This is a genomic window from Erythrobacter sp. AP23 (genome assembly GCF_001542855.1).
GTDB lineage: Bacteria > Pseudomonadota > Alphaproteobacteria > Sphingomonadales > Sphingomonadaceae > Qipengyuania.
The window spans coordinates 481588-507011 of the sequence record NZ_LNBY01000017.1; the positions used below are offsets into that span (position 1 = coordinate 481588).

The following is a 25424-nucleotide window of genomic DNA, read 5'->3' on the forward strand; positions in this document are numbered from 1 at the left end:
AGGCCCAGCAGACCTTTCTCGTCACCATATTTTCCTACATCCCCCGCGTGGTGCTAGCTTTGCATCGGGCCTTCGCCGGGTTCAGGACATGCTCTTTCACACCGTCTGCATCCTGACCGCTCCGCCGTGGCTCTATTGCGGCTTTTTGCGCCTCGCGCCCCCGTGTCACCTTTATGCGGAGGTCGGAGAATATCGTTTTATACCAGACATTTGCCAGAAGAACGCGAAAGTGACACGCTGTCACCTTTGTCCGTCCTACCGCTTCGCTACTTGAGGACTAGTCCTCCCGCTTCACGCGTTTGCGCATCATGCCTTCCTGCGCGACGCTGGCGATCAGCTCGCCGTCGCGGTTGAAGATGCGGCCACGGTTGAAGCCGCGCCCGCCTCCGCTCCACGGAGCGTCGGTGGCGTAGAGCAGCCATTCGTCGGCGCGGGCCGGGCGGTGGAACCAGATCGCATGATCGAGGCTCGCGCCGACCAGCTCGCCGCGCATCCAGGACAGGCCGTGCGGCAGCGCGCTGGTGCCGAGCAGGGTGTAGTCGCTGGCATAGGCGATCACCGCGCGGTGGAGCGCCGGGTCGTCCTCGATCGCGGGCAGCGGCGCCGCGGTGCGAAACCAGCTGTGCGCCTTGGGCTCGCGCGGTTCGCTGTTCATCCAGTGCAGCCGGTCGACCGTGCGCATCTCGATCGGGCGCGGGCGCAGCACGAGGTTGCGCTGCTGCTCGCTCATCCGGTCGCCCGCACGCTCGACCATGGCCCGGCGCATCTCCATGTCGCTCTTGAGCTCTTCGGGCGGGGCGACGTCGGGCATGGTCACATCGTCGTGGCTCAGGCCCTCCTCGGGGCGCTGGAAACTGGCGGTGAGGTTGAGGATCGGGCGCTGGTTGCCGTCTTCCGCAGGCTGGCTCGCCACCACGCGGCGATTGGCGAAGCTGCGTCCGTCGAAATCGCGCGCGGTGGTATAGGCGATGTCAACGCCCTCCTTGCCGCCGCGCAGGAAATAGGCGTGGAGCGAATGCGCCTCGAGCCCCTCGGGCGCGGTCGCCTGCGCCGCCTGCAAGGCCTGTGCGATGACCTGGCCGCCGAAGACGCGGCCCACGCCGCCCGGCTGCTGGGGCGCGGTGAAGGCGTCCTCGCCATTGCGGGTAACGGTCAGCAGGCGAACGAGGCCGGCGACAAGCTCTTCAGGTTTCTTTTCGATACTCACCTGGCGAGCTTTGCGGGCGCTTTACGTTTGCGTCAAGCGTCCACCCGTGCGCCATTGCCGGAAAGCATAGGCGGCTAGGCCGAGGCACAGGAACAGCTCGCGATATTCGGAGCTGTCGTACATCATCACCATGGTGTGGCCGAGAAGAAGGTGGAGCAGCTGGCCGAGCGCGACCCACAGCGCGAACACGCTCCACAGCGCCCGCTCGCGAGTGCTTGCCGCGCTTCGGGCGAAGGCGATGCAGGCGAACAGCCCGATCCAGAAGGCCGCCTGCACGGGTAGCAGCGTCCAGTGGCTGTAGGTGAAGACCAGCATCGGCGCGGAGATTGCGGCCACGGTGCGGTCCGGCAGGAAGGCGGCGAAAGGCCGGACGATAGGCAAGCGGACGAGTGCGCTTTCGCGAACCAGCGGGAGGAGCATCAGGAATAGGCCGGTGCCCGCATAGAGGACGAGTTCGGTGAGGTCGGTCTGGAAGTTGTGCAGGTTGAATTCGCCCTGCCAGTTGCGCGCTGCAATCTTCTCGGGCGTGTCGAAACCGATCTGGCGCTGGAACCAGCTCACCTCCTCGCCGCCCATGAGCAGGAACAGAAGGGCGAAACCTGCCGCGCCGAGCAGGTGAAGGCGGCGGAACGGGGTGGCGGGGTCCGTGCGACGCAGATCGAGGAACCGCATTGCCATGGCGGTGGCAGCGGCGAAAAGGAGCAGGGCGCTGAGCCATTCGATCGCGCTGTCTTCCGCCCCGACGCGGGCATAGGTTGCGGGGCTGGCGACAAGCAGTAGCGTGGCCGCCGCGGTAAGCGCTGCAACCAGCCAGGCGAGCGTGAGAGCACCCGGGGAAAGCGGTTCGCCATGTCGGCGGGCGCGGGCAAGGGCGATGACAAGCGCGGCGCAGAGCACGGCGTTGACGCTGCGGCGGAGCCAGTGCCAGCCGGTGTGCAGCGGGGCTTCCTCGCGCGCAAAGGGCCAGCCGAAGGCCAGCTGCTCATAGGCCATCATACCCAGCAGGAAGGCGGCAAGCAGGCCGATAGCGCCGAGGATTGCGAGGGTGGAGCGGGTCATTGTGGACGCTCCCACCAGCGGCGCAGGAGCATTGCCGGCAGCCGCCCGCGCACGAACAGCAAGTCTACCATCTCTGGGCCGGGCTGCGCGCCCATCTCGCCCTTGTAGCCGGCATCGCCGAGACCCCAGCTGATCCGGGCTATCCCGCGATCCGCTGCACGGGCGAAATCGTCGTAGAGCAGCACGCGGCCCGGACCGAACTTGGTGAACCGCTCGTCGAAATTGTTGGCGATGTAGTAGCGCGTATCGCCCGCCTCGACGCCGAAAGTGAAGGCTGCAGGGACCTCGCCGATCCACATGAGGCTGCCGAACAGCATGTCGGCGAGCACGGGGTCGTCGCACAGCTCTTCCCAATAGCGGCGCCTGGCCGGATCGCGGAATTTGGTGTCGCCGCCATCGTCGAGCTTGCCGAGCCAGCTTGCCGCTTCGATCGCGGCCATCGCGTCGCGCTGATCTGCGGTCCAGTCGCTACCCGAGAAGACCTCGGTGCGTAGCGGTCCGCCATCCTCTTCCAGCCGCCGCTTACGCCAGCGGTTCTTGCGTTTGGTCTTGGACGAAGGCCAATCGCCCCCATCGCCAAGCGCTGCAAGGTCGAGTTCGAATACCTGCCCTAGCGGCCGGGAAAGCACCGTCCATCCTGCCTGACGAGCGGCGGCAAGCAAAGTTGCGAGCGCCGGATCAGCGTCTTCGGCCGGACCCAGCCGCCAGACGGCCCCGAGCCTCTGGCGTTCGGAGCGAAGTGCAGGCGCGAGCGTTTCGGCCGTTGCGTCCTCCGCAATCGGTATCCCCCGGAATGGCCAATAACACCCGCCGACCTCTCGCAGGCGCAATGGACCCTTGCGTCGTTCGGCGAGGGCGATCGCCGCCAATGGCGCACCCGTGGCGTCTCGCAGCACTAGGGTTTCATCAGGCGAGCGTGCGCCCGCAGTGAACCACCGGCTGCGCAGGAAAGAGCGATTCGACTGCCCGGATTGAGCCAGTGCATCGAACATGGCGGCATCGCAGGCCTGCTGGTCGCTTGGCACCATGGCCCCCATTATCATTTCATCCCGCGGTGCCGAAGGCCTTGCGCCAGGCCCGGAAGGCAAGAGATTTTGCACGGTTGCTCGCCGGCCACCGGCCCGGAGCGCGCGGATTGACGCCCAGCTTGCGAACGATGCCGTTGAAGCAGCGCGCGCCGGCTTCGGCATAGCTCCATTCGCTGCGCCATGTGATCGACAGCGAGATCGAGGGTTCCGATCCGTTGCGCACGAAATGGGGCGCCATGACGGGAACGTAAACGGCCTCGCCCGGCTCGATGGCGAAGGGAGTGCCACCGGCGAGCAAGCCATCGTGCCACGGAAGCTCGCGCGGGCCGCCGAGGTGGTAAGTCTCGTGAACGGTGTCCGGCGCATAGGCAGGATCGCCTGCGGGAAACTGCGTCATGACCTTGCTACCGCGCAATTGCAGCAGGATGTTGTGCTCGGGATCGAAATGATAGGGCGTGACCGCATTGGGGCTCGAGATGAAGACGAAGCCCTGTGGTGTCAGCATGTCGCCGGTCGTCGCCTCGATCGTCGGACGAAGCTCGTCGAGCAGGTCCATTAGCAGCGCCTGATATTGAGGCACCTGCTCGATATTCTTGAGCACCGCCCAGCTGTTGCTGGTCACGATATGGCGGATCGTTTCGCCGATGGTGAGGCCGTTGGCGTCGGGCTTGCCTTCGACCCCGACCGGCAGATCGCCACGATTGTATTCGATGGAGGCGGGCGGAAGCGCCTCACCCAGAGCGGCGAGCGCGTCCAGTGTCAGGCGCTCTTCCGCGCGAAGCCGATGGCGCAGGACATGTGGCGTTTCGGGATAATCGCGTGCGAAGGCGGCGCGCGATTCGGGTGGGAAGACCCGCGATGACCGGGCGGAAATCGAGCTATCGTGACGGGTCATGCGCGGGTTTCCATCCTGCGCAATTCGATGGCGGAAAGGGCCGCGCCGACGCTCCGGCGGATCCGCCCCCCGATGCCGACCGACAGCATTGCGATCCGTCGCCGGTCCGGCCAGATCTGCCCGATCATCGGATGGTCGGGCGTGGCGCAGCTATCAGACAGTTCGATGTCTTCGCGCTCCAGGACGGCGAGGTTCTCGACTTGCAGGAGCATTCCCGGCGAGAGCTTCGCCAGGTTCTCGTCATAGGCCGTCTTGAAACCGAAACAGAGCGGGGGTGCGACAAAAGAGCACAGCATTGCGACGGGCCTGTCGTCGAGATGGAAAGCAAGCCTCTCGAGGCGCCCCCGCGCGGCCGCGCCCGCAAGACTGTCGCGAAACAACGCTTCGGTGGTCGAATGGCTGGCCAGTGCGGATCCCTGCGCGCCCTTCCAGCCGGCTCTTTCCAGATCGAGAAATTCGTCGATCCACGCGACAAGATCATCGTCGCCTCGCTGGCGGGAGAAACGGAACGCTCCGGACTCTGCCAGGCGGCGGTGCTTGCGCTGCAATTCCTTGCGGCGCTTCTTGACGAGGGCTGATGCGAGATGTTCCTGCGGTGACAATCCCGCGCGCAAGGCGGCGCGTTCGATCCGTTGCACGACCTTCACGCTGCGACCCGATTCCCTGCCGATTTCGTGCAGCGTGCGATAGGCGGTACCGTCGCAGGGAAGGTTCGCCAGGTGGAGAAACAGGCTCGTGCGGCCATGGCGATCGCACCAGCCGAGCATCCCATCCCAGAACCTGCGCGAATGTCGCTGCACCACCAAAGGCTCGCCACAAAAGGCATTGGCGTGCAGCCAGTTGGCGAGATGGGGCAGGGCCGTTCCGTGATAATTGCCGTCACGCCGGATCGGCATCAGACCGACGAGTTCCCCGTCGACCACGAGCGTGGCCAGGTTGACCTCGGCCTTGGGATCGAACTGGCGCAGGGACGGTTCGAGAAACCACTGCTCGAAAAACGGATTGGGAGTGGCGCATGTCGTGGCAAGCTCATCCCAGTGCGTCGTGAAGCTCCTGCCGACGACCTCAGGCCATGGAGCTACAGTGAACCCCTCCTCCAGCTCCGCGCACGCACGGCCCTGCACGTGCGCGCCGTGCCATCGATTGCCGACAAGTTCCTCTATGCGCGTCATTGGACCCCACTCCAAATTGCGCGCAGCATAGGCGCAAGGCGCTTAAAGTCGGTTAACGCGCTGAAAAGGAAGGGGCGGCAATACACGTCGGTACCGCCGCCCCTCGTTTCGGTTGGATATGAAGATCAGCCGGCTGCAAGCGCCGCGAGCAAAAGCAGCGCCACGATATTGGTGATCTTGATCATCGGATTCACAGCCGGACCCGCGGTGTCCTTGTAAGGATCACCCACGGTGTCGCCGGTTACCGCGGCCTTGTGGGCTTCGGAACCCTTACCGCCGTGATTGCCGTCTTCGATGTACTTCTTCGCATTGTCCCACGCGCCGCCGCCCGCGGTCATCGACAGCGCGACGAAGATCCCGCCGATGATCACGCCGAGCAGCAATGCGCCCACGGCGGCGAAGGCATTTTCCTGACCCGCAAGGAAGAGGATCGCGAAATAGACCACGATGGGTGCCAGAAGCGGCAGCATCGAGGGCAGGATCATTTCCTTGATCGCAGCCTTGGTCACGAGGTCCACGGTCTTGGCATAGTTCGGCTTGGAAGTGCCGGCCATGATGCCCGCATCGGCAGCGAACTGCTCGCGCACATCGACCACCACGTCACCGGCAGCGCGGCCCACGGCGGTCATGCCCATCGCACCGAACAGATACGGGAGCAGCGCACCGAGCAGCAGGCCGACGATGACGTATGGGTTCTCGAGGCTGAAATCGACATCGGCATCGGGGAACAGCTTCGCCAGGTCGGTCGTGTAGGCTGCGAAGAGCACCAGCGCGCCGAGTCCCGCCGAACCGATGGCATAGCCCTTGGTCACGGCCTTGGTCGTATTGCCGACCGCGTCGAGCATGTCTGTCTTCTCGCGAACGCTGTCGTCGAGACCGGCCATTTCGGCAATGCCACCCGCATTGTCCGTCACCGGGCCGTAGGCATCGAGCGCCACGACCATGCCCGCGAGCGCCAGCATGGCGGTCGCCGCATAGGCGATGCCCATGAGGCCGGCGAGCTGGAAGGTGCCGATGATGCCTGCCACGATCACGAGGGTGGGCAGCGCAGTCGATTCAAGGCTGATGGCCAGCCCCTGGATCACATTGGTGCCATGGCCCGTTTCCGAACTCTTGGCGATCGAGCGCACCGGACGATAGTTCGTGCCGGTGTAATACTCGGTGATCCAGATGATGAGGCCGGTGATGGCGAGCCCGATGACCGAGCACAGGAACAGGTCCATGCCGGTGAAGCCGACGACCTGTTCGGCCGTGCCTTCTTCCGCCAGCGGAGCCCCAGGATCAATGCCCGCGACAGCGCCGCCGATCTCCGTACCCATACCGCCCAGCGCATAGCTGATGACGAAATAGATCAGCGGGATGGCGAGGACCGCGGAGACGATGAAGCCCTTGTACATCGCGCCCATCACATTGGTGCCGCCCTTGCCGAGCTTGACGAAGTAGGTGCCGATGATGCTGGTCAGGATGCATGCACCGCCGATCAGCAGCGGAAGGGCCATCATGGGCATAAGCAGGTCGCCCAAAACTTCGCTGAAGAGCAGCGCGGTCAAGACCATGGTCACGCCGACGGTCACCACATAGGTCTCGAACAGGTCGGCGGCCATGCCGGCACAGTCGCCCACATTGTCGCCGACATTGTCCGCGATGACAGCGGGGTTGCGCGGATCGTCTTCGGGAATGCCTGCCTCGACCTTGCCGACCAGGTCGGCGCCGACGTCGGCGGCTTTGGTGAAGATGCCGCCGCCAAGACGCGCAAAGATCGAGATCAGCGATGCACCGAAGGCGAGACCGACGAGGCCGTAGACCACTGCGTCGCTATCGGCGGCAAAGCCGGCCGGACCGACGAGATACCAGAAGAAGACCGCAATAGAGAGCAGGGCGAGACCTGCCACGAGCAAGCCGGTGATGGCGCCTGCGCGGAAGGCGAGGGTGAGCCCCTGCTGCAGCCCGCTCTGCGCGGCGGCGGCCGTGCGAACGTTCGAGCGCACCGAGATGTTCATTCCGATGAAGCCCGCGACGCCCGACAGGATCGCACCGATGACGAAGCCGATGGCCGGTACGATGCCGAGGAAGACGTATACGAGCACCGCGACGACGATGCCGACGAAACCGATCGTCGTATACTGCCGCTTGAGATAGGCCTGCGCGCCTTCCTGAATGGCGCCGGCGATTTCCTGCATCTTTTCGTTGCCAGCACCCGATTTGAGCACCTGGCGGCTGGTGACGAAGCCGTACAGTACGGCCAGCAGTCCCAGCAAAATTGCTATGAGAACAAGGTCCACGAAGAAATTCCCCCTCCCGATTGGTTTTATTGATTATGCGACCCGGCGCGGGAAGCGCCGGAACATGGGTCGAGAGGTATAAGGGCCATCTGTTGCGTGACAAGGTCGAAATACGCAGCAATCCGCGCTTATCGATAGGGCCGCGCGCAAGCGATCAATGCTGGTAGCCGAGGCCGTCTTCGGGGTGTAGATTGCGTCCGTCTAGCAAGAGGACCGGATCGGACCTTTCGACGATGCCGATCCTTGCGGCTGGCACGGGCAGCTCGATCGATGCCGGCGCCGTAAACAGCAACTGGTAATCGTCACCCCAGCGGATGCAGTCGTCGAAGCGGGCGGGGTCGGCTACGGGGATCGCCTCCCTCTCGAGCGCGAAACCGACCCCGCTGGCACGCGCCATGCGCCAGCCATCGAGTAGCAGTCCGTCGGAGACATCCATCATCGCGCCGACATGCGGGGCCAGTTTGCGCCCTTCGGTCAGGAGCGGGCGAGGTCGACGATAGGCGCGATCGTTTACGTCGCCCGAACCGCGTTCGGACATCCCGAGCATTGCTCGCCCCAGCGTGCCCGTGACATAGATCGCCTCGCCGATGCGTGCATTGCGCCTGTCGGGCACGGGCGTGTGCGTGGCCCTGCCGATTGCAGTGCAGCCCCACACGCGGCGCCCGTCGGCCCGCACCGTGTCCCCGCCGAGCAGGGGTGTACCGTACTCATCAAGAACCTCGCGAAGGCCCGCGACGAACCGGTCGTCATCGGCGCCAAGCATGTGCGAAACGAGCACGCCGACCGGCTCCGCACCCTTTGCCGCAAGGTCCGAGAGATTCACTGCGACCAGCTTCCACGCGATATCGGCGGGATCCTCGCCCTCGCGAACGTGGACGCCCTCAACCAGCGTGTCATGGGTGAGGACGAGCGTTTCGCTGCCGATCGCGATGACTGCCGCATCATCATCGAGCCCGCGCGCGGCGGGGCTGCTGGCCAAGGCCTTGAGGGCGGCGATAAATCCAGTCTCGTGCACAATCGCCCTCTATCCGTTCGCCTTGAGCTTGTCGAAGGGCCGTGCTTTTGATCAGGCGGTGTGCTCACCAACAGAAGGACGATGCTTCGACATGCTCACCACGAGCGGACGTGAAAACTAGCGCCCGGCCTCTTTGGCCACCGCGTCGAGGATGCCGTTGACGAATTTCGCCTCGCGATCGTCGAAGAAAGCCTTGGCGACATCGACATATTCGCTGATCGCGCTGGCCTTGGGGACATCGGGGCGGGCTAGCAGTTCGTAAGAGCCCGCGCGCAAGATCTGCAGCATGGTTTTGTCGAGCCGAGCGAGCGTCCAGCCCTGCGCAAGCCTTGCGGTCAGCTTGGCATCGATTTCCTCGCGCCTCGCATCGACGCCGCTGACCAGGTCGTCGAAGAAATCGACATCGGCCTCGGCATATTCCTCGTCCTCGATCACACGGCCCAGCCGATGCTGGTGGAATTCGTCGAGCAATTTGGCGAGCTTGGTGCCCTCCATCTGCTGCTGGTAGAGCGCCTGCACGGCGCCGAGGCGGGCGGCGCTGCGAGCCTGGGACTTGGGATTCTGGCTCATTTCAGTCTCGTCGAAATCGATAGCGCATGCGCGGGGAGGCCTTCCGCCTCCGCCAGCCTGACCGCCGCCGGACCGATCGCCGCAAGCGCGGCCTCCGACGCGTCGATAAAGCTGGTGCGCTTCATGAAATCGAGCACCGACAATCCGCTGGCAAAGCGGGCGCGGCGCCCGGTGGGAAGGACGTGGTTGGGCCCGGCGATATAGTCGCCGACGGCTTCGGGTGTGTGCCGGCCGAGGAACACGCTGCCTGCATGGCGCATGGCGTCGAACAGCTTTTGCGGTTCGTCCACCATCAGTTCGACATGCTCGGCGGCCAGATGGTCCGACAGGGCGGGGGCCTGGTCGAGCCGATCGACGATCACGATCAGCCCGTGCTCGTCCCAGCTGGCCTTGGCGGTCTTGGCGGTCGGCAGTTTCATCAGCGCAAGGTCGATCGCATCCTCGACCTGCCGGGCGAGGCTTTCGCTATCGGTGATCAGGATCGACTGGCTGGTCGGATCGTGTTCCGCCTGGCTGAGAAGGTCGGCGGCGATCCATTCGGGATCGTTATTGGCGTCCGCGATGACAAGAATTTCGCTCGGCCCGGCCACCATGTCTATCCCGACCACGCCATAGAGCTGCCGCTTTGCCTCGGCGACCCAGGCATTGCCCGGCCCCGCGATCACGTCGACCTTGCCGATCCGCTTGGTGCCATAGGCCAGCGCTGCCACGGCCTGTGCGCCGCCGACGCGCCAGATTTCGTCGACGCCCGCGATATGCGCGGCGGCAAGCACCAGCGGATTGACCTCGCCCTTGGGCGTGGGTGTCGTCACCACCAGACGGTCGACCCCAGCGACCTTGGCGGGGATGGCGTTCATCAGCAGCGAAGATGGATAGGCCGCGCGTCCGCCAGGGACGTATAGCCCCGCAGCATCGACCGCAGTCCACCGCGCGCCGAGACGCATGCCGATATCGTCGGTATAGTCGCGGTCTTCGGGTAACTGGCCTTCGTGATAGGCGCGGATGCGGCTCGCGGCCGTCTCCAGCGCCTCGCGCAGGTCGGCATCGAGCGCGTCGTAGGCGGCGCGGCACTCTTCCGCCGAAATCTGCCAATCGCTGTCGGTACCAAGACCATGATTATCGAAGCGAGCGGTGTATTCGACCAGCGCATCGTCACCACGCTCGCGCACTTCGTTGATCATCGTGGCCACGTCGCGCCCGACCTGCCGGTCGCTCTCGCGGCGATTACGCACCACGCGGGCAAAGGCCTTCTCGAAGCCGTCGTCCGAAATCCGCAGCAGCTGCATCAGGCGGCCTCGCGCCGGGCCGCATCGGCGCGGAACGCCTCGACGAGCGCGGCGACGCGCGGATCGGTCTTGAGCGCCGCGCGGTTGACGATCAGGCGCGCGGAGATGTCGAGAATACGGCTGGTTTCGACCAGCCCGTTCTCGCGCAGCGTCGTCCCCGTGGAAACGAGATCGACGATCCGGCCTGCGAGGCCTAGCTCGGGCGCGATCTCCATCGCGCCGTTGAGCTTCACGCATTCCGCCTGGATCCCCTGCCGTTCGAAGTGGCGACGAGTCAGATTGGGATATTTGGTCGCCACGCGCAGGTGGCTTGCACCATCGACGCTCGCCCCGCCTTCCTTGGGTTCGGCCACGGCGAGGTAGCAGTGACCGATGTCGAGGTCGACCGGGGCGTAGAGATCGGCGTAGTCGAATTCCTCGATCACGTCCGATCCGACGATGCCCAATTGCGCCGCCCCATGCGCGACGAAGGTTGCCACGTCGAAGGCGCGCACGCGAATGAGGCGCATGTCGTCGCGCGTGGTAGCGAAAGTCAGCGAGCGGTTGGCCTTGTCGTGAAAGCCGTCTTCCGGCACCACGCCGGCACGGGCCATCACGGGCAGCGCCTCGTCGAGGATGCGGCCCTTGGGAACAGCGAAGGTCAGGCTATCGTTCATGGGATGCGCAGATAAGCAGCGGGGTGGCAAAGGGCAATGGCGATCGACAAGGCGGAGTATGTCGTGATCGAACCCGATGCCACCGGACCCGAAGCGGTCGCGCGGGCCTTCGAGAACCAGGTCGCTTATTGCCGGGAAAATGGCGCGCCGATCACGGCCCAGATTTGTCAGTCGCTACGGGAATTGCTCGACACCGAACGGGGCGGGGCGGTGATGCGCCGCGTACGGCGTTGGGCGGGGCCTGCGCTTGCAGATGCCCTGCCGCTGCGGGTGGCGGGCGGATTGCATGCGCTTCACTTGACCGGCGAGGAGCCTGCCCTAGCGCCAATCTACGAAGGGTTGGGGCCAACCAACGCGACCGAGGTCGTCGCCGACGCGATCGAACGGCACGAACCGTTCCTGATGCCGTGGCTCGACGGACCACCGCAAACGAACGAGGCAGGCCGCTCGGCCAGTTTCGCGGCGGCGTTCCTGTGGCTCGTCGACCAGGGCCTGCCGGGAAATTTCGACCTGCTCGAGATCGGCTCGAGTGCGGGCATCAACCTGATGATGCGGCGTTATCGCTACGATCTGGGCGGCGTGACAGTCGGGCCCAGCACGTCGCGCATGCAGATTACGCCCGAATGGCGCGGCGATCCGCCACCCGATCGCGGTTTCGACATCGTGGGGGCGGAAGGGTGCGATGTCGCTCCGGTCGATCTCACCGACGAAGCACAGGCATTACGCCTAAAGGCCTATATCTGGCCCGAATTCACCGAACGCTTTGCACGGATGGATGCGGCGATAGAGGCGGCTAAGACCTTCCCGCCCGAGATCGAGCGCATGCGCGCGGGTGATTTTCTTGCCCATCGGCTCAAACGACCGCAGCAGGAAGGCACGACCCGTGTGCTGATGCATTCGGTGGTGTGGCAGTACATCCCGCGCCCCGAGCGCGACCGGATCGTCGAGCTTATGGAAGCCGCCGGCGACCGTGCAAGCGAGGATACGCCGCTCGCCTGGGTCAGCCTCGAGGCCAATCGCGATACGCATCGCCACGAATTGATGGTCAGCTATTGGCCGAATGGCGACATGCGCCGCCGATTGGCAACCGCGCATCCGCACGGCGAATGGATCAAATGGCGCAGCTGATCAGCCGGTCTTGGCGAGGAAAGCGTCGGCTGCGGCGTTGAAGGCATCGGGCTTCTCCCACTGCACGAAATGGCCGCACTCGGGGACCTGCACCACCTCGGGATTCTCGATAACTTCGTCGAGGCCGTCGAGGTTGGCAGGCGGCAGTGCCTGATCTTCCATCGCCCAGATCACCAGCGTGGGGATCGTCAGCTTGGGCAGCGGGACCGGTTGGTACCCTTCCGGCAGCGCGAACGGGGCATCCATCGGCAACACCTCCATCGGGCTCGCGCGATAGTAATTGAGCATGCCGATCGCCGCATCGGGACTGGACCATTCCTCGAGCAGGGCAGCCTGTTCCTCGGGCTCCATAGTCGTGGTCAGCCCGCCGCCGAAGACCTTGACCAGCAGGGCGCCCAACCCATGCTCGCGCACCAGCGCGTCGTTCGCCGGGTCGCGGAAATCGCGGAAATACTGGCTCGCCTCGCGCTGCTCGCGGTTGGTGTAGAGCAGCTTGGGAAACAGCACCGGATGCGGCGCATTGGCGATGATCGCGCGTGTCACCCGGCCGTTCATCATCCCGGCATAGGCAACACCCCAAGCGATCGCGCCGCCCCAGTCGTGACCGACCACGGTAAAGGTGTCGACGCCGAGCGCATCGGCGAGCAGGAAGACATCGCCCACCAGCTTGTCGGGCGTATAGGCCTCGACCTCCTGCGGCTTGGACGAACCGCGATAGCCGCGCTGGTCGGGCGCGATCACGCGATGGGTTTTGGCAAAATGCACAATCTGGTGCCGCCATGTGCGGTGCGATTCGGGAAAGCCGTGCAGCAGGATCAGCGGCCGCGCGTCCTCCGCACCGGCCTGAGCGACGTCAAGTTCCACGCCGGTTGAGAGGGATATGCGGGTGAGGTCGAAGGGCGGGATATGTTCGGCCATATAGGGACCATCCGCATTCGCCCTGTCTTTTGCAAGCCCAAGATCAAACCATAAAACCGGACCGATAAATCGGCATTGACATAGGTGTATTATGCGCACTACACACCCAATTCAACCACAAACGTAAACAAAAGACGATTCGTGTCGAAAACCCTCCCCAAAGCCATCATCGCTCTTTCCCTGATGAGCGCATGCGCACCTGTCGCATTGGCGCAAGATACCCAGCCCCAGCCTGCCGCAGCGATAGCCGATACCGACGCGGCCCGGATTACGCAGTTTGAAACGCGGCTCAAAAATTTGCGCGAGTATGACAATCCCGATGCCGAGCGCTGGACCATCGAGCAGCGTATGGAAAACTATGGCGTCCCCGGCATGGGCGTGGCGATCATCGACAAGGGCAAGATTGTCTTCGCCAAGGGCTATGGTGTGCAATCCGCCACTTCGGACGCGCCGGTCGATGCCAATACCGTTTTTTCCGCAGGTTCTGTCAGCAAGATCATCAACGCCGCGCTGATCCTGCGTCTGGTGCAGGAGGGGCAGCTCGATCTCGATACGGATATCAATCGTTATCTGACATCATGGAAAGTGCCGGAAAACGAATATAGCAGCGGCAACAAAATCACATTGCGCATGCTGTTGTCGCACACTTCGGGGTTCAGTCAGCATGGTTTTGAGGATTTTCTACCTGACGAAGCGCTGCCGACGGCATTGCAGACGCTGAATGGCGAGGCACCTGCCAAACATGACCCGGTGCGCATCCTGTTCACACCGGGCAGCAAGATGAAATATTCCGGCGGCGGCATAACGGTCAGTCAAGTGCTGGTTGAGGATGTAACCGGCATGCCTTATGCCGAAGCGGCGCGTAAATATGTGTTTGCGCCGCTGGGGATGACGCGCAGCACCTTTGTCAGCCCGCTGCCCGAAAGCCATGGCAATATCGCCAGGGCGCATGACAGCGATGGCCAGCCCAAAGCCCTGCCGCGCGGCTATGAATCTTTTCCGGAAATAGCCGCATCCGGCCTATGGACCAGCGCAGGCGATATGGCGCGCTTTGTCCTCGCGCTGATGCAGGATGAGGATTTCCTCACCGCTGAGCTCAGAGCCGATATGCTGACACGCGTGCCGTTGAGCTGGCATGGCCTCGGCCCGCGGCTCAATGGCGAGGGTGATATGCTGGTATTTCATCATGGCGGCGCCAATGACCATTATCAGACCTGGATCGAAGGGCAGCCGGTACATGGCAATGGGTTTATCGTGCTGACCAATGGCGAGGCCGGGCGGCCGCTGGGCTATGAGCTGCGCTTCTCAGCCGATGCGGCCTTTGGCTGGCCGATTCCCTTCCCCGATGGCTATAGGGAACCGGATTTGGGGGCATCTGAGGAAGAGTAGGGAGATTCCCTAACCCCCGTTCGCGTCGAGCGAAGTCGAGACGCTGCTCGCGCCTGTGATCCAGGCGGTCTTGCTTTCGAAACTCATGAATGCCCCCTCACGGATAGGTGATCGTCTTCGGCGTTCCGTCGGGCAGGGGGATGAACTCCTTCTCGTCGCCCGGTACCGCTGCAAAGCGGCCTTCGCGCCAGTCTTCCTTGGCCTGGTTGATCCGATCGCGGCTGGAACTGACGAAGTTCCACCAGACGTGGCGATGAGTCTGAAACGCTTCGCCGCCCAGCAACATCACGCGTGCTCCGCTCTTGCTTTCCAGCGTCATGTCGCGGCCCGGTTGCAGCACCGCCAGTTCGAATTCGTTCAGTAGGTGCCCATCGACGCACGCCTCGCCCCCCACCAGCATGACGGCACGCTCGTCGGCATCCTCTTCCAGCGGTATCGCGCCGCCGGCGCCGAGCACGATTTCAGCATAGATTGTGTCGGCATAGGTCGTGGTCGGTGCGCGCTCGCCCCACAATTCGCCCATGATGACGATGGCCTTGGCGCGCCCGTCCTCGATGACTGGGAGGTCCTTGACCGCTTCGAAGGCCGGATCGATCTCTTCCCGCCCGTCAGGCAAGGCGAGCCATGTCTGCATGCCGTAGAGCTTCGGCCCCGCCTTGCGTTCGGCCGCAGGCGAACGTTCCGAATGAACGATACCCTTGCCGGCGGTCATCAGATTGACCTGCCCGGGCCTGATGGTCGAGAAACTACCGATGCTGTCGCGATGATCGATCGCGCCCTCGAACAGCCAGGTTACCGTGGCGAGATTGATATGCGGATGCGGGCGGACATCCATACCCTTGCCGAGGTCTAGTTGGGCAGGGCCGAACTGGTCGACGAAGATGAACGGGCCGACCATCCTTCGCGCCTTGGCCGGGAGCACGCGCCTGACTTCGAACTGGCCGAGATCGTGCGTGGTCGGGGTGAGGACCTGATCGATCTGGCTCATCTTCGCTCGGCTCCTAGCTCGTGGGGGCCGAAGCCTGGATGGCGAGGGCATGGACCCGTTCGCCGGGAATGTCACCCAGCGCCTTGTTGACCATGCGCTGGCGGTCGAGGCGGGATTTATCGGCAAAGGCGGTCGCTTCGATCACGATGGTGAAGTGGGATTCGCCGCTGCCATCATCGCCCGCATGGCCTGCATGCTGGGCGCTGTCGTTGATTACTTCGAGTCGCGTCGGGTCGAAGGCTTCGGTCAGAAGGCGCTCCATTTCCTGCTGCACTGGTTCTGGCACGAGTTCGAATCTCCTCTCGAGGGTTTTCTTACAGGCTTTGCGCCCCCATTCTAGAACGAATGCGGCAGACAAAGTTTCACGGACGGTACCAGGACAGCGGCAGGGTGTGCGCGCATCCAACCTGCCAGGAAGCGGGTGAATTCCGCGCGCCGGGCGGACGCGGGCACGGCTTCGACGGACCGGGTGAATGGCGCTGGCTATGCCTCGATCACGTGCGCGAGTTCAACGCGGGCTATGATTGGTTCGAGGGGATGAGCGCGGAAGAGGTGTTCGCAGCCCAATCCCCCAGTGCAGGCTGGCGCACCGAAAGCCCGAGCTTCCGCCCCACGGGGGGCGTCGACGGCATGCCCCGCTGGGCCGATTTCGACGATCCGCTCGATGCGATTTCGGCGAGGGCGGCAGGGATCAAGAGCCGCGCCCGACGCGAAGCGGAAATGGCGATGGACGGCCGCTACAGCCGCGAAGAGGCCGAGGCCTTGGAGACCATGGGGCTGGGCCTCGATACCGACCGCCGCCGCCTGCGCCGTCGTTATTCCGAACTCGTCCGCAGATACCACCCCGACCGCAACGGGGGCGACAGGCGGTACGAGGCGCGCCTCAATCGTGTAGTGGAAGCATACCAATTGCTCAGGAAATCACGCGCGCTCGCTTAGCCGCCGAGCATGTTGATCGCTGCGGCCAGCTTGTCGCGAATTTCGTGTGCAGCCCGGTCGAGGTCGGGATTGTCGATCGCCTGCATCGAGGCGACCGGATCGATCGCGGCCACCTCGACCAAACCCTTGTGGACCTGCTGCACGATGACATTGCACGGCAACATGGTGCCGACCTTGTCCTCGAGTTGCAGCGCGGCATATGCGGCCTCGGGGTTGCAAGCTCCGAGAATCGTGTACGGGCGGAAATCCTTGCCCAATTTGTCTTGGAGTGTCGCGCTCATGTCGATTCGCGTGATTATGCCGAAGCCCTGATCCGCTAAGGCGCGCTCGACCTGAGGCATCGCGTCTTCGAAAGTTTCGTGCAGGTGGGTGGACAAGTAATAGGACAAAGGAAGCCTCCTTTCCCGTGATCAAGCGAATGCAGCGTGATGGGTTCCCCGGAGCCGATCGTCGCTATGCCTTACCCTGCGCCTCTTCGATCAGCTTCATGTCGATCGCCCGTGCTTCTTCGTAGGCGGTTCGCTTGCGTAGTCGCACCGCATAGTTCTCGAAGACGCCGCGTTTGGGGATCGAACCGAAATCCATGCCCCAGACGATGTGGCTTCCGACATAGACATCGGCCATGGTGAAGCGCTCGCCGCAGACGTATTCGCGGTCGGAAAACAGGGTTTCCAACGTGTCGACGGTTCGCTCGTAGGTGCCGAAACCGGCCATGGCTTCCTTGTCTTCCGGTACCGTCCAGCCCATCGACCGCGCGATAATCGCCTGCTCCAGCGGGCCCGCGGCAAAGAAGAAGTAGCGAAAATAATCGGCCGTTTCCTCCGCCTTCGGGGTGAGCTCGGGCGCGTGCATGGCGGCAAGGTAATGGCAGATTGCCGCCGTCTCGGTAATCACGTGGTCGTGGCCATTATGATTGTGAACGAGGGTGGGGACCTTGCCCATGGGATTGACCTCGAGCAATTCCTGCGACTTGTCGTGCCAGTCTACGATCTGCGTGTCGTAATCCGCGCCCGCCTCGTGCAGTGCCCAGCGCGCGATCTGCCCGCGACTCATCGGGTTGGTGAACAGCGTATAGTCGGCCATGATGTTCGTCTTTCTTCAGCGTCCCAGTGTGTAGATCGGTGTAAAGCCCCCATAGATCAGCCGCTTGCCGGCAAACGGCATATCGTCGGATGGCTCCATTTCCTCATTCGCTTGCATTTGTTTCTCGGCTTCGACGCAGGTTTCCTTGTCGGGCCACACGACCCAGGAAAACACGATATGCTCGCCATCCTCGGCCTTCACCGCCTTGCGGAAATCGGTGTGCGCGCCATCCCTGACGTCGTCCTCGAACGCCTCGACGATCTCGAGGGCACCATAGCGCTGGAACATTTCCCCCGCCTGCTTTGCCATGGCGATGTAGGCGTCCTTCTTGCCAGGCAGGACCGGGAGCACGAATCCTTGTACATACATGCCCGTTCTCCTCTCGCGGGTGAGCCATAGCACATTCGCAACGAGTCGGGCGGTACCTACTCCGGTCTAACCCTGCCGGAATGCCCATCGTAACGTCTTGCCCATGCCCCAGGTCGCGGCGCGTGCGGGAATGGCGGCGAGGCCCGGGCGGTCGAGCCCCAACATCGAGCGAGCGAAGGGCGGCAGCAACGCGACTGCTTCCGCCCCGAGCAGGGCCTGCACGGCTGGCGGCGTTCCTTCGGGGCGCTGGTTGAGGACGAGATCGGCTACCTCGCGTGCTGCTTGTGATGATGTCAGGTCCGACCGCAGCTCGCGGAAGATCGCTTCGGCCTCGCGGCGGTTCGTCGGCACGGGATCGGCGCCCAGCGCCAGCGCGATGACGGCGAACTGGCGATAGTATTCGTCCTGTTGCTCGCCGGGCATGTCGGGCCGCACGTGGCGAAGATACGCCGCGAGAAAGCTGGTCGCTTCTGCCACGTGGACCCAGGCCAGCACACGCGGGTCGGTCGCCGAGTAGGGTGTGCCGTCGGGGAGGGTGCCGCCAACCCCTGCATGGATGCGATTCACCCGTTCGATCGCCGCCATCGCGTCGTCGCGATGTCCGAAGGTGGTGACTGCGATGAACCGCGCGGTGCGCCGCAAACGACCGTGCATGTCGCTGCGGAAATTCGAATGGTCGAGCACCCCCTGCAGCGCATGGGGGTGAAGCATTTGCAGTAGCAGCCCGCGGATGCCGCCGACCATCATTCCGACAACGTCTGCGTGCACCAAGCGGATCGGGCTGTCCTTTGCGAACAGCGCCTCGTCCGAGGGCGGTACGGGCTTCTGCCCGCTTTCCACATCGTTGAATACGCCGCGGACCCGCTCGACGAGCTTGAGGCGGAGACGTTCGGATAGTGGCGTCGGCGGCATGGGAAGCGACTATGCGGTGGTGCGCTGACCGTGTCGAGGGGAGCTTGGGCCGTGATGCAATTTCGTTGCTTGCAGCCACCTATCCATCCGTCTAACCCGCTTCGCGCGATGAATGATATGACCGACAAGACCTTCGACGCCGCTGCCAAAACCGTCCTCGCCGCGCCCGACACCACCGTCGATGTGCGCGAGACCTTCGGGATCGATATCGACTGGCAGGTACCCGCCTTTTCCAAGCCCGACGAGCGCACGCCCGATCTCGACGAAGCCTATGTCTTCGACCCGGACACGACCCTGGCGATCCTCGCCGGTTTCGCGCATGATCGCCGCGTGATGGTGCAGGGCTATCACGGCACCGGTAAGTCGACGCATATCGAACAGGTCGCCGCGCGCCTCAACTGGCCGTGTATCCGCATCAACCTCGATGCGCATATCAGCCGTATCGATCTCGTCGGCCGCGACGCCATCGTGCTGCGTGACGGATTGCAGGTTACCGAATTCCGCGAGGGCTTGCTGCCCTGGGCGCTGCAGCACCCGGTCGCGCTGGTGTTCGACGAATATGACGCGGGCCGCCCGGACGTGATGTTCGTTATCCAGCGCGTGCTCGAGCAGCAGGGAAAGCTGACTCTGCTGGATCAGAACCGCGTGATCCGGCCCGATCCGCATTTCCGCCTGTTCGCTACTGCCAACACGGTCGGGCTGGGCGACACGAGCGGGCTGTATCACGGGACGCAGCAGATCAACCAGGGCCAGATGGACCGCTGGAACATCGTGGTGGGCCTGAACTATCTGCCCGCGGAAACAGAGCAGAAGATCGTCGAGGCCAAGAATCCGGATATCGATCCGAAGATTCTCGCCGACATGATCAAGGTTGCCGATCTGTCGCGGCAGGGCTTCATCAATGGCGATATCAGCACGGTGATGAGCCCGCGTACGGTCATTACCTGGGCTCAGAACTACGCCATCTTCAAGGATGTCGGCTTTGCCTTCCGCCTGTCCTTCCTCAACAAATGCGACGAGGAAGAGCGCATGCTGGTGGCCGAATACTATCAGCGCGTGTTCGGCGAGGACCTCCCCGAGAGCGTGGTTGGCAAGGGTTAAGGTTGCGTCCTCTATCAATCGCTGTGTTGTTGGGTTAACACAGTAGGCGATGGGCGTTTTCGATTCCTTCCGGCGCAAGTCCGAGCCGCAGGCGGACTACCCTGTGCATCGCGGATACTACGCGACGCATGAGGGCCTCGATTACGACGATTGGGACAGCCGGCTCGACCGGCTGGACAGCGCGCTCGCTGCGGAAGAGAAAAAGCGACTGCGGTTCTGGCAGCGCGACTACTGGCGCGGACGGCGCAAGCGCTGGTGGGTGGGGCGCATCCTGGCCGGAATAATCGCTCTTTTTATCGTGCTGGTCGCCTGGCTGGCGATCACCGCACCGCTGTCCAAATCGCTCGAGCCGATCGCGGCGCCGCAGATCACGTTGCTGGCCGCCGATGGCACGCCGATCGCCCGCAATGGTGCGATTACCGACGAACCGGTCGTGGTATCGGACCTACCGCCCCATGTGATCGAGGCCTTTCTCGCAACCGAGGACCGGCGCTTCTATTCGCATTGGGGTGTCGACCCGCGCGGTATCGCACGCGCCGCCTGGACCGGTACCGGCGGCGGGAGCACGATCACGCAGCAATTGGCCAAATTCACCTTCCTCACACCCGAGCGCACGCTGACGCGCAAAGCGCGCGAAGCGCTGATCGCCTTCTGGCTGGAAAGCTGGCTGACCAAGGATGAAATCCTCAGCCGCTATCTGTCGAACGCCTATTTCGGCGACAACGTTTACGGCCTGCGCGCGGCGAGCCTGCACTACTTCTACCGCAAGCCGGAAAACCTCAAACCCAATCAGGCGGCGATGCTTGCCGGGCTGTTGCAGGCTCCGAGCGCCTATGCGCCGACCAAGCACTACGACCGTGCGGAGCGGCGGATGCGGATCGTCGTCCAGTCGATGGTCGCGGCCGGGTATATCACCGAGGCCGAAGCGCGCGCCATGAGGCCCCCCGCACTCGATGTGCGCACACGCAATGATCTGCCCACCGGCACCTACTTCGCCGACTGGGCGTTGCCCGAAGCGCGCGAGCTTACCGAGCAGGGCTATGCCCGCCAGACGCTGACCACCACGCTCGACAGCAGGCTGCAGAACATCGCCCGCCAGGTAACCCAGCGCGCTCCGCTGGGCGATGCGCAGGTCGCGCTCGTCGCCATGCGTCGCAATGGCGAGGTGGTCGCGATGATCGGCGGCAAGGACTACGCCAAATCGCCCTTCAACCGCGCCACGCAGGCCAAGCGCCAGCCCGGGTCCACGATCAAGACCTTCGTCTATCTTGCCGCCCTGCGAAACGGCTGGTCGCCCACCGATACGATCGCCAACACCGAAATCACCGAAGGCAGCTATCGCCCACGCAATTCCGATGGGCGGTATTCGGAAACGATCACGCTGCGCGATGCGCTGGCGCGGTCGAGCAATGTCGCGACCCTGCGGCTGTTCAACGAGGTCGGTTCGGAAAAGGTGATCGAGACAGCACGCGACTTCGGCATTCGTGCCTCCTTCGTGGCGGGCGATCCCAGCATAGCGCTGGGCTCCACCAGCATGTCCCTGATCGATCTGACGGCCGCTTATGCCGGAATCGCCGCAAATGCCTTTCCCGCCGAACCCCATGCCTTCGCACGGGAGGAGCTGGGTTGGTGGAACCGCTTGTGGGATGGTCCCGACAGCCTATCCGGCCAAACGCATAACGAAATCGAATCGATGCTCCGCGCAGCCATAAACGAAGGCACGGGCCGCGCCGCCATGTTGCGCGGGCCGAACTACGGCAAGACGGGCACCAGCCAGGACAATCGCGATGCGCTGTTCGTCGGCTATGCCGGTGACCTCGTGGTCGGCGTGTGGATCGGCAATGACGACAATTCCCCGCTCCAGGGCGGGATCAGCGGTGGCGGACTGCCGGCGCGGATCTGGCGCGATTTCATGAACCAGGCAATGAATGTGCGCGCCGCCCCCGTGCAGCCCGCACCGCGCGAGCAGGAAGACCCGGGCACCCCGATCGAACCGCAGGATGTGCCCGATCTTGAGGACATTCCGCTCGGCGATGGCAATTCGCGCCTGCGCATTCGCGAAGGCGAAGCGGTCTTCTCGACCGAAATCGACGGCATTCCGGTGGACATTACCTTCGGTGAAGAGGGTGTCGCGATCGACGAGGCGGCGATCGAAGAAGCCCGCCGGCGCGCCGACGAACGCCGCTTCGAAGCAATCCGCAACCGTCGCGACGAACGTTTGCGCGAACTGGAACGGGACGCGGAAAACTAGCGGCCTATGGCTCCGCCATCAGCACGTTCATCACCGCGGTCGCGATCGGACGCGCGCGATCGTCCTGCCAGGCTTCGACCGTGATATTCGCGCTACGACGGCCCAGCTTCGTGATCCGTCCCAGCGCATAGCTGGTGCGGCTCTTGCCGGCGGCGAGATACTGGACGGTGATATTGATCGGTTTGAGTGTCGCCACCCGATCCTGACGGGCAAGCTCGGCGCGCAACGCCGCGTATCCGGCAGTCTCGAGCAACCCGCCGGTTGCCCCTCCGTGATAGTGCTCGGGCCGTCCTTCCACCGTTTCCTCGAACGGCACGGACAGCACGGGCGTGCCGTCGTCCCAGCGTTCGAGCGTGATGCCGAGCGAGCGCGCATAGGGTGTCAACGCCTCGATTTCGGGGGTTTCCGCCATGTCAGAGCCTCGCCGTCGATGCGATCTTCATGAAGACCGCCTGGATATGCGCCACCGGATCGCCAGCGTCGCCATCATGGGCGAGGCCCCGGACAAATGCTGCGCTGCGGGTCAGGCGATAACATTGCGAACGTCCGAACACGCTGGCGCCCTCGCGGGCTGGCCGAACGTAATCGACGCGCAGGTCGAGTGTCGCAATCGCCGTGAACTCGTCCATTGCGCGCCAGATCGCCATGCCGCTGGCCATGTCCATCAGGCTGAGGATGGGGCCGGAGGCCAATACGCGCTGGCCTTCCTCGCCGAGCAGATCCTCGCGCCAGGGCAATTCGAGTTCGACCCAGTCGTCGCCATGGTCCGAATATCTGAGGCCCAGCCAGCCCGAATGACCGCGTCCGGTGAAAAAGGACGTCGCCTGTGCCGGATCGAATTTTCGCGCAGTCTCGCTCATCGCGGGCCGCGATAGCCGCGCAGCTCGCGCCCTTACAATGTTTTAATTTCAAGCGCGCGCCTCTCGCCGTCATTCTCGTACATGGCGGACGGGGGCACGGGGTCGAGGTCCGCTTTATTGACGGGAGCAAACCATGAATCTTCCCAAGCTCGATTTGGGCGATCTGCCCGGCCTTGACGCAGTAAGCGGCCTTTTCGGCAGCCTGCCGACGCGCGCATCCGACGATACGATCGTGGTCATCATGGTCTATGTCCATGACCACATGGCAGTCGAAATGCTGCTCTGACCGGGGCGCAACCGGATGCATATCGATCCGCAAATCGGCGCGCTGCGGGGCGACCATGCCGCGCAGCGCACCATGCGCAGCGCGGTCGCGCAGGCGGTTGAAGACTGCCGACAGGAGCCCGGGCTCGCAGCGGTGCTCGCCGGGTTGGGGGCCTATGGTGCGGGAGCCGAGCTGGAAGACTGTTCCGGGCTGAATCGGCTTGTTTCGCAAAGAGGGGCGGCACATTCCTTGATCGCTCCGCTGGTGGGCCGCCTGGTCGCACTCCACCGCGAAAACCCGCTGGCGCAACTGGCCTTCCGCCACCAGTCGCGCGGCGGTTTTCATTTTCTGCAGCTGGGGGCGAGGGGAAGGGCCACGCTCGCCCTCGCGCTGCATGATGGGAGGGGCGGGCCTACTTCACCCGCGACCGCCACTTTCCCCGACGCGGAGCGGCACGAGATCGTTTTGGCGGGTCGGGCCGAGCTCGCACTGCTCGATATTGTCGAGGACCATGGCGGTAGTGCGAGGATCGATAGCGTTCCGCGTCGCATCATGGCCGGAGAATGCCTGCGCTTCGCCGATGCAACGCAATCGCGGATTGTCCAGAATGCGGAAGGCCGACTGCTTGTTTTGCGACTTGCGCGCATCGCACGCCGTCCGCAGCCGACCCGGCAGTTCGATCTTGCTACGGGCAGGCTGGTCCACCGGGCTAGCGGCGATCGGCGTGAGAGCCGCCACGAAATGATGATGGCGCTGATGGGGCGGATGGGACGCGTCGATGCCGCACCGGTGCTTGCCGAGATGGCGCGATCGGGTAGCGATCACTTGCGCTGGCAGGCCCTGCGCGAATGCCTCGCACTGGATAGCGGCACGGGGTTCGAAGAGCTTGAACGGATCGCGCGCAGTCCCGGCGATTCGTTGTATTCGCCAGCCAAGGCCCTGTGCGCGAGGCTGGTCGAAGCCCATCCTCAGTTCACGCAGAAGGAGAGCGCGCCATGCCCCGCGTGATTGCCAACACCCAATCTTCTTCGGCAAGCCTCGAGGAAACGATCGACGCCGTCGCCAATGGATTCGATCCCTGTGACCGGCGCAGCACTGCCGACGCCGCGGCCGCGCTCGAACGGCTCGCCAACAACCGAGGCTTTCTCGCCGATCTCCTGATCGAGCAATTGCGCGAACGGCACCGCGATATCTTCGAAGACAGCGCCTATGGCCCGCAGGCCATCGTGCTCTCGCCTCTCGTCGCAGGTTGTTTCCTGCGCGCCAATATCTGGCCGAGCGAGGACGAGAGCTGCTTTCGCGCCAGCGGGGCGGAGAGCTTCGTATACGGCATCCCGCACGATCACAATTTCGATTTCCTCACCGTGGGCTATTTCGGTCCCGGCTATCGCAGCGACTATTACGAGATCGATTACGAAGAAATCGCCGGATTTCGCGGGGAGGACGTCGGCCTTCGTTTCGTCGAGCGCAGTGCACTGAACGAAGGCAAATTGATGCATTACCGGGCGCATGTCGATGTCCATTCGCAATTGCCGCCAGAGGCGACATCGGTCTCGCTCAACATCATGCACGTCGATGCAGGGCAGGACTGGTTCGACCAGTATGGCTTCGATCTGGGCAATGGGAGAGTCGACCGCGTAATCAATCCTGGCGCAAGCGAGACGTTCATGCGCTGTGCGGTGGCATTGGGCGACGATGAAGCGCAGGATCTGGCCGAGCATTTCGGGCGCAATCATCCCAGCACCCGCATGCGGCTGGCGTGCTTCGAGGCACGCAGCGGATTGCTGGACAATGCTCAGGCGCGCGATGCGCTGTGGCGTGAGGCAGAACGGGCCGGAGATCTTATGCTCGCGCGCGAGGCACAAGCGCGCCGGGCGGAAATTCAGGTGTAGAGCATGGCGAATAGGGCGAAGCCGAAGATCACGAATACAACCCCGATAATCGCCAGCGCACGCGACAGCGAACGTTCGCGTTGGGCGAGCCCGGTGTCGGGATCCGCACCTTCGCCGGTGACGAGGTGCTTGAGGGCGTCGATCAGCCTCATGGTATAG

At 63.8% G+C, this 25424-nt stretch carries 28 protein-coding genes; 8 read left to right on the plus strand and 20 right to left on the minus strand.

From position 1 onward, the window contains the following. Positions 1–277 precede the first annotated feature (277 nt). The 10 genes from ASS64_RS12185 to hisG all read right to left on the minus strand — a co-directional run bounded on the left by ASS64_RS12185 (position 278) and on the right by hisG (position 11170). Positions 278–1207 (minus strand): acyl-CoA thioesterase II, encoded by a 930-nt coding sequence (locus ASS64_RS12185; RefSeq protein ID WP_067694777.1) that lies wholly within the window; start codon positions 1205–1207, stop codon positions 278–280. Between the two features lie 21 nt (positions 1208–1228). Beyond that, a complete protein-coding gene (locus ASS64_RS12190; protein WP_067694780.1) occupies positions 1229–2266 on the minus strand; it encodes a hypothetical protein in 1038 nt (345 codons plus the stop codon). Beyond that, complete coding sequence (locus tag ASS64_RS12195; protein ID WP_234002393.1) at positions 2263–3294, minus strand: GNAT family N-acetyltransferase; 1032 nt, start codon at positions 3292–3294, stop codon at positions 2263–2265. The genes ASS64_RS12190 and ASS64_RS12195 overlap by 4 nt, the downstream gene beginning before the upstream one ends. A 16-nt stretch (positions 3295–3310) precedes the next feature. Beyond that, entirely contained in the window at positions 3311–4189 is an 879-nt protein-coding gene (locus ASS64_RS12200; RefSeq protein ID WP_067694783.1) for a transcriptional regulator, read from the minus strand. Then, a complete protein-coding gene (locus ASS64_RS12205; RefSeq protein ID WP_067694786.1) occupies positions 4186–5361 on the minus strand; it encodes a GNAT family N-acetyltransferase in 1176 nt (391 codons plus the stop codon). Before ASS64_RS12205 ends, ASS64_RS12200 begins: the two co-directional genes overlap by 4 nt. Before the next feature lie 125 nt (positions 5362–5486). Then, complete coding sequence (locus ASS64_RS12210) at positions 5487–7643, minus strand: sodium-translocating pyrophosphatase (protein WP_067694789.1); 2157 nt, start codon at positions 7641–7643, stop codon at positions 5487–5489. Positions 7644–7797: 154 nt separating this feature from the next. Next, positions 7798–8661 (minus strand): thiamine-phosphate kinase, encoded by an 864-nt coding sequence (thiL, locus tag ASS64_RS12215; RefSeq protein WP_067694792.1) that lies wholly within the window; start codon positions 8659–8661, stop codon positions 7798–7800. Between the two features lie 114 nt (positions 8662–8775). Beyond that, positions 8776–9228, minus strand: coding sequence for a transcription antitermination factor NusB (gene nusB, locus ASS64_RS12220; RefSeq protein WP_067694795.1), 453 nt, complete (start codon positions 9226–9228; stop codon positions 8776–8778). After that, positions 9225–10514: a histidinol dehydrogenase gene (gene hisD, locus ASS64_RS12225; RefSeq protein ID WP_198147705.1), complete on the minus strand. Its 1290-nt coding sequence runs from the start codon at positions 10512–10514 to the stop codon at positions 9225–9227. Before hisD ends, nusB begins: the two co-directional genes overlap by 4 nt. Further along, on the minus strand, positions 10514–11170 hold the full coding sequence (gene hisG / locus ASS64_RS12230) for an ATP phosphoribosyltransferase (RefSeq protein ID WP_067694798.1): 657 nt from the start codon (positions 11168–11170) through the stop codon (positions 10514–10516). The genes hisD and hisG overlap by 1 nt, the downstream gene beginning before the upstream one ends. A gap of 36 nt (positions 11171–11206) precedes the next feature. Between hisG and ASS64_RS12235 the strand changes: the two genes are divergently transcribed. Then, positions 11207–12298, plus strand: coding sequence for a DUF2332 domain-containing protein (locus ASS64_RS12235; RefSeq protein ID WP_067694800.1), 1092 nt, complete (start codon positions 11207–11209; stop codon positions 12296–12298). Here the strand turns inward: ASS64_RS12235 and ASS64_RS12240 are convergent, their stop codons facing one another. Then, positions 12299–13216: an alpha/beta fold hydrolase gene (locus tag ASS64_RS12240; RefSeq protein ID WP_067694803.1), complete on the minus strand. Its 918-nt coding sequence runs from the start codon at positions 13214–13216 to the stop codon at positions 12299–12301. It lies immediately after the preceding gene. 141 nt (positions 13217–13357) lie between these two features. On the opposite strand from ASS64_RS12240, the gene ASS64_RS12245 reads away from it, so the two are divergent. After that, positions 13358–14605, plus strand: coding sequence for a serine hydrolase (locus tag ASS64_RS12245; RefSeq protein ID WP_067694806.1), 1248 nt, complete (start codon positions 13358–13360; stop codon positions 14603–14605). Positions 14606–14702: 97 nt separating this feature from the next. On the opposite strand, the gene ASS64_RS12250 is transcribed toward ASS64_RS12245, so the two are convergent. Together ASS64_RS12250 and ASS64_RS12255 are read right to left on the minus strand one after the other, a co-directional pair. After that, a complete protein-coding gene (locus ASS64_RS12250; RefSeq protein ID WP_067694809.1) occupies positions 14703–15593 on the minus strand; it encodes a pirin family protein in 891 nt (296 codons plus the stop codon). 13 nt (positions 15594–15606) lie between these two features. Next, the gene (locus tag ASS64_RS12255; protein WP_067694812.1) at positions 15607–15855 is read right to left on the minus strand and encodes a BolA family transcriptional regulator; all 249 of its coding nucleotides are present in this window, start codon (positions 15853–15855) and stop codon (positions 15607–15609) included. An 83-nt stretch (positions 15856–15938) separates the two neighbouring features. Between ASS64_RS12255 and ASS64_RS12260 the strand changes: the two genes are divergently transcribed. Beyond that, the gene (locus ASS64_RS12260) at positions 15939–16532 is read left to right on the plus strand and encodes a DnaJ domain-containing protein (protein ID WP_067694815.1); all 594 of its coding nucleotides are present in this window, start codon (positions 15939–15941) and stop codon (positions 16530–16532) included. On the opposite strand, the gene ASS64_RS12265 is transcribed toward ASS64_RS12260, so the two are convergent. The 4 genes from ASS64_RS12265 to ASS64_RS12280 form a co-directional block, all read right to left on the minus strand. Beyond that, on the minus strand, positions 16529–16921 hold the full coding sequence (locus tag ASS64_RS12265; RefSeq protein ID WP_067694818.1) for a DUF302 domain-containing protein: 393 nt from the start codon (positions 16919–16921) through the stop codon (positions 16529–16531). The genes ASS64_RS12260 and ASS64_RS12265 overlap by 4 nt on opposite strands. A 64-nt stretch (positions 16922–16985) precedes the next feature. Further along, entirely contained in the window at positions 16986–17615 is a 630-nt protein-coding gene (locus ASS64_RS12270) for a glutathione S-transferase family protein (protein WP_067694821.1), read from the minus strand. A 15-nt stretch (positions 17616–17630) separates the two neighbouring features. Then, positions 17631–17984: a DUF1428 domain-containing protein gene (locus ASS64_RS12275; protein ID WP_067694824.1), complete on the minus strand. Its 354-nt coding sequence runs from the start codon at positions 17982–17984 to the stop codon at positions 17631–17633. Between the two features lie 66 nt (positions 17985–18050). Then, entirely contained in the window at positions 18051–18896 is an 846-nt protein-coding gene (locus ASS64_RS12280; protein WP_067694827.1) for an oxygenase MpaB family protein, read from the minus strand. A gap of 108 nt (positions 18897–19004) precedes the next feature. Between ASS64_RS12280 and cobS the strand changes: the two genes are divergently transcribed. Continuing rightward, the gene (cobS, locus tag ASS64_RS12285) at positions 19005–19997 is read left to right on the plus strand and encodes a cobaltochelatase subunit CobS (RefSeq protein ID WP_067694830.1); all 993 of its coding nucleotides are present in this window, start codon (positions 19005–19007) and stop codon (positions 19995–19997) included. Positions 19998–20046: 49 nt separating this feature from the next. Further along, positions 20047–22248, plus strand: a complete 2202-nt coding sequence (locus ASS64_RS12290; RefSeq protein WP_067694833.1) for a transglycosylase domain-containing protein — start codon at positions 20047–20049, stop codon at positions 22246–22248. A 4-nt stretch (positions 22249–22252) separates the two neighbouring features. Here the strand turns inward: ASS64_RS12290 and ASS64_RS12295 are convergent, their stop codons facing one another. Both ASS64_RS12295 and ASS64_RS12300 read right to left on the minus strand, forming a co-directional pair. Further along, a complete protein-coding gene (locus ASS64_RS12295) occupies positions 22253–22660 on the minus strand; it encodes a PaaI family thioesterase (RefSeq protein WP_067694835.1) in 408 nt (135 codons plus the stop codon). 1 nt (position 22661) lies between these two features. Next, entirely contained in the window at positions 22662–23108 is a 447-nt protein-coding gene (locus tag ASS64_RS12300) for a PaaI family thioesterase (RefSeq protein WP_067694838.1), read from the minus strand. A gap of 133 nt (positions 23109–23241) precedes the next feature. Here ASS64_RS12300 and ASS64_RS16850 point away from each other — a divergent pair, with 133 nt between their 5' ends. The 3 genes from ASS64_RS16850 to ASS64_RS12310 are packed head-to-tail and all read left to right on the plus strand — an operon-like array spanning position 23242 to position 25265. Next, positions 23242–23394: a hypothetical protein gene (locus ASS64_RS16850; protein ID WP_198147706.1), complete on the plus strand. Its 153-nt coding sequence runs from the start codon at positions 23242–23244 to the stop codon at positions 23392–23394. A gap of 15 nt (positions 23395–23409) precedes the next feature. Beyond that, a complete protein-coding gene (locus tag ASS64_RS12305; protein ID WP_067694841.1) occupies positions 23410–24381 on the plus strand; it encodes a hypothetical protein in 972 nt (323 codons plus the stop codon). Continuing rightward, the gene (locus ASS64_RS12310; protein ID WP_198147707.1) at positions 24369–25265 is read left to right on the plus strand and encodes a transposase; all 897 of its coding nucleotides are present in this window, start codon (positions 24369–24371) and stop codon (positions 25263–25265) included. The genes ASS64_RS12305 and ASS64_RS12310 overlap by 13 nt, the downstream gene beginning before the upstream one ends. On the opposite strand, the gene ASS64_RS16715 is transcribed toward ASS64_RS12310, so the two are convergent. Next, a complete protein-coding gene (locus ASS64_RS16715; protein WP_157075183.1) occupies positions 25256–25417 on the minus strand; it encodes a hypothetical protein in 162 nt (53 codons plus the stop codon). The genes ASS64_RS12310 and ASS64_RS16715 overlap by 10 nt on opposite strands. Positions 25418–25424: the final 7 nt, after the last annotated feature.

What these genes read in the sequence shown, in the direction of transcription:
- ASS64_RS12195 (WP_234002393.1), bottom strand. Translation starts at nt 3,294, where the DNA reads ATGGTGCCAAGCGACCAGCAGGCCTGCGATGCCGCCATGTTCGATGCA.
- cobS (WP_067694830.1), top strand. Translation starts at nt 19,005, where the DNA reads ATGAATGATATGACCGACAAGACCTTCGACGCCGCTGCCAAAACCGTC.
- ASS64_RS12250 (WP_067694809.1), bottom strand. Translation starts at nt 15,593, where the DNA reads ATGAGCCAGATCGATCAGGTCCTCACCCCGACCACGCACGATCTCGGC.
- ASS64_RS16715 (WP_157075183.1), bottom strand. Translation starts at nt 25,417, where the DNA reads ATGAGGCTGATCGACGCCCTCAAGCACCTCGTCACCGGCGAAGGTGCG.
- nusB (WP_067694795.1), bottom strand. Translation starts at nt 9,228, where the DNA reads ATGAGCCAGAATCCCAAGTCCCAGGCTCGCAGCGCCGCCCGCCTCGGC.
- ASS64_RS12190 (WP_067694780.1), bottom strand. Translation starts at nt 2,266, where the DNA reads ATGACCCGCTCCACCCTCGCAATCCTCGGCGCTATCGGCCTGCTTGCC.
- ASS64_RS12255 (WP_067694812.1), bottom strand. Translation starts at nt 15,855, where the DNA reads ATGGAGCGCCTTCTGACCGAAGCCTTCGACCCGACGCGACTCGAAGTA.
- hisD (WP_198147705.1), bottom strand. Translation starts at nt 10,514, where the DNA reads ATGCAGCTGCTGCGGATTTCGGACGACGGCTTCGAGAAGGCCTTTGCC.
- ASS64_RS12270 (WP_067694821.1), bottom strand. Translation starts at nt 17,615, where the DNA reads ATGGCCGACTATACGCTGTTCACCAACCCGATGAGTCGCGGGCAGATC.
- ASS64_RS12205 (WP_067694786.1), bottom strand. Translation starts at nt 5,361, where the DNA reads ATGACGCGCATAGAGGAACTTGTCGGCAATCGATGGCACGGCGCGCAC.
- ASS64_RS12295 (WP_067694835.1), bottom strand. Translation starts at nt 22,660, where the DNA reads ATGGCGGAAACCCCCGAAATCGAGGCGTTGACACCCTATGCGCGCTCG.
- ASS64_RS16850 (WP_198147706.1), top strand. Translation starts at nt 23,242, where the DNA reads ATGAATCTTCCCAAGCTCGATTTGGGCGATCTGCCCGGCCTTGACGCA.
- ASS64_RS12235 (WP_067694800.1), top strand. Translation starts at nt 11,207, where the DNA reads ATGGCGATCGACAAGGCGGAGTATGTCGTGATCGAACCCGATGCCACC.
- ASS64_RS12240 (WP_067694803.1), bottom strand. Translation starts at nt 13,216, where the DNA reads ATGGCCGAACATATCCCGCCCTTCGACCTCACCCGCATATCCCTCTCA.
- ASS64_RS12300 (WP_067694838.1), bottom strand. Translation starts at nt 23,108, where the DNA reads ATGAGCGAGACTGCGCGAAAATTCGATCCGGCACAGGCGACGTCCTTT.
- ASS64_RS12260 (WP_067694815.1), top strand. Translation starts at nt 15,939, where the DNA reads ATGCGGCAGACAAAGTTTCACGGACGGTACCAGGACAGCGGCAGGGTG.
- ASS64_RS12200 (WP_067694783.1), bottom strand. Translation starts at nt 4,189, where the DNA reads ATGACCCGTCACGATAGCTCGATTTCCGCCCGGTCATCGCGGGTCTTC.
- ASS64_RS12310 (WP_198147707.1), top strand. Translation starts at nt 24,369, where the DNA reads ATGCCCCGCGTGATTGCCAACACCCAATCTTCTTCGGCAAGCCTCGAG.
- hisG (WP_067694798.1), bottom strand. Translation starts at nt 11,170, where the DNA reads ATGAACGATAGCCTGACCTTCGCTGTTCCCAAGGGCCGCATCCTCGAC.
- ASS64_RS12275 (WP_067694824.1), bottom strand. Translation starts at nt 17,984, where the DNA reads ATGTATGTACAAGGATTCGTGCTCCCGGTCCTGCCTGGCAAGAAGGAC.
- ASS64_RS12280 (WP_067694827.1), bottom strand. Translation starts at nt 18,896, where the DNA reads ATGCCGCCGACGCCACTATCCGAACGTCTCCGCCTCAAGCTCGTCGAG.
- ASS64_RS12290 (WP_067694833.1), top strand. Translation starts at nt 20,047, where the DNA reads ATGGGCGTTTTCGATTCCTTCCGGCGCAAGTCCGAGCCGCAGGCGGAC.
- ASS64_RS12305 (WP_067694841.1), top strand. Translation starts at nt 23,410, where the DNA reads ATGCATATCGATCCGCAAATCGGCGCGCTGCGGGGCGACCATGCCGCG.